Origin of the sequence: Nitratidesulfovibrio oxamicus (assembly GCF_015731765.1) — a bacterium.
Classification (GTDB): Bacteria; Desulfobacterota; Desulfovibrionia; order Desulfovibrionales; family Desulfovibrionaceae; genus Cupidesulfovibrio; species Cupidesulfovibrio oxamicus.
The window spans coordinates 1-1,582 of record NZ_VRYY01000512.1; the positions used below are offsets into that span (position 1 = coordinate 1).

Below are 1,582 nucleotides of genomic sequence, written 5' to 3' on the forward strand. Positions count from 1 at the left end.
GACCTGCGCATCGACCTCGGGCAGGCCGTGCAGGGGGCGCGCTTCATGGGCGACCTGCCCGCCGGGCTGGAACGGCTGGCCGGGCAGGCCCTGCACCCGCCGCTGGACTGGCGCACCCTGCTGCGCCGGTTCATCCGCCAGTGCACGGCCAACGACTATTCGTGGACGCCGCCAAACCGGCGCTACGTGCACATGGGGTTGCACCTGCCGTCGCTGCGCTCGCAGGACCTGCCGGAACTGGTGCTGGTCATCGACAGCTCCGGTTCCGTGGACGACGCCGCGCTGGCCCGTTTCTGCGGCGAGGTGTCCGCCATATTGCAGGATTTCGACACCCGGCTCACGGTGATCTACTGCGACTGCGCCGTGCAGGAAGTGCTGCACCTGACGCGCCGGGACCTGCCCCTGCGGCTGACCCCGCACGGGGGCGGCGGCACCGACTACCGCCCGGCCTTCGCCCGCGTGGATGCCGACGGCCTGCGCCCGGCCTGCCTGATCTGCCTGACCGACCTTGAATGCAACCGCTTTCCCGCGCCGCCGCCGTACCCGGTGCTGTGGGCGTCCACCCGATCCGTGGGGGCGGACGGTGGCGCCGACGCCCCGCCCTTCGGCGAGGTGCTGACCCTGCATGAAGGAGCCTGACCATGCGCATCGAATGGCGCATCGACAAGCAGCGCGGCAACCTGCGCCCCGTGCTGCGCTACACCGTGTCCCTGGAACCGCATGAAAAGGCGCTGGCCGTGCCCCCGGTGCGGGTGCAGTCCACCATCCCCGAGCCGCCCGATTCGTGGCGGCCCCACTGCTACCCCGGCGAAAGCGAACGCGCGGGCGAGGCCCCCAGGGGTGTCTATGTGCTGGATGCGCCCTCGCACGCGGGGCGCGAGGCGGAAACCACGCTGCGCCTGCCCTGGCGCGAGGACAACGAGTACCCCGAGGTGGAGGCGTCGTTCGCCCTGCTGCGCGATGCCTGCGAGGCGCAACTGACCAGCGCCCACGCCAGCGAACCCATGACCCTGCGCGGCGAATTGCGCGCCACCGAATCCATGCGCCGCCACGTGGCCCCGGCGGTGGTGGCCGAGCGGTTGTTGCGGTTGGCCAGGTAGAGGCTGTTGAAAAGCCACACCGTTGCGGGGGAGGGACCCTTTTGGAAAAGGGTCTCCTCCCCCGGCCCCCTCCCCCCAAAACTTTTATTTGTATTGGCGGGTGCAATGCTCGAAGATTCGTATGGCAGTTGCCGTCTTTGATCGTAAGAGGCGCCCCGAAACAGGTTTTTCAGCAATCCTTGGTTCAGGTTGCCGTTTCGTCAGATGCAACCGGCGGGATCGGACGAGGCGAGCGAAAAGACGCCATTAGCTTCCAGAGCAGGGCTGCGCTTATTCCAGCCCCAGTTCCTTGCGCTTGCGCCACAGGGTCACGGTGGTGATGCCCAGGATGGCGGCGGCGCGTTCCATGTTGCGCTCCGTGGCCAGCACCCGGCGGATGTGCGCCTCTTCCAGTTCGCGCAGGGTGGGCAGGCGTGTGTCGTCCCCGTCGCCGCGTTGCGGCAGGCCGCCCGCGCCCAGCGGGGGCAGCCCGGCGGCGGCGC

3 protein-coding genes are annotated in these 1,582 nt (G+C 69.3%); 2 read left to right on the top strand and 1 reads right to left on the bottom strand.

All coding sequences use genetic code 11. From position 1 onward, the window contains the following. The coding region (locus FVW20_RS14715; protein ID WP_231039138.1) for a vWA domain-containing protein at positions 1 to 639 on the top strand (639 nt) is incomplete at its 5' end. A 2-nt stretch (positions 640 to 641) separates the two neighbouring features. Further along, the gene (locus FVW20_RS14720) at positions 642 to 1,100 is read left to right on the top strand and encodes a hypothetical protein (protein WP_015946198.1); all 459 of its coding nucleotides are present in this window, start codon (positions 642 to 644) and stop codon (positions 1,098 to 1,100) included. Positions 1,101 to 1,370: 270 nt separating this feature from the next. Here the strand turns inward: FVW20_RS14720 and FVW20_RS14725 are convergent. Further along, on the bottom strand, positions 1,371 to 1,582 hold a 212-nt coding region (locus FVW20_RS14725), incomplete at its 5' end, for a helix-turn-helix domain-containing protein (protein ID WP_307831569.1).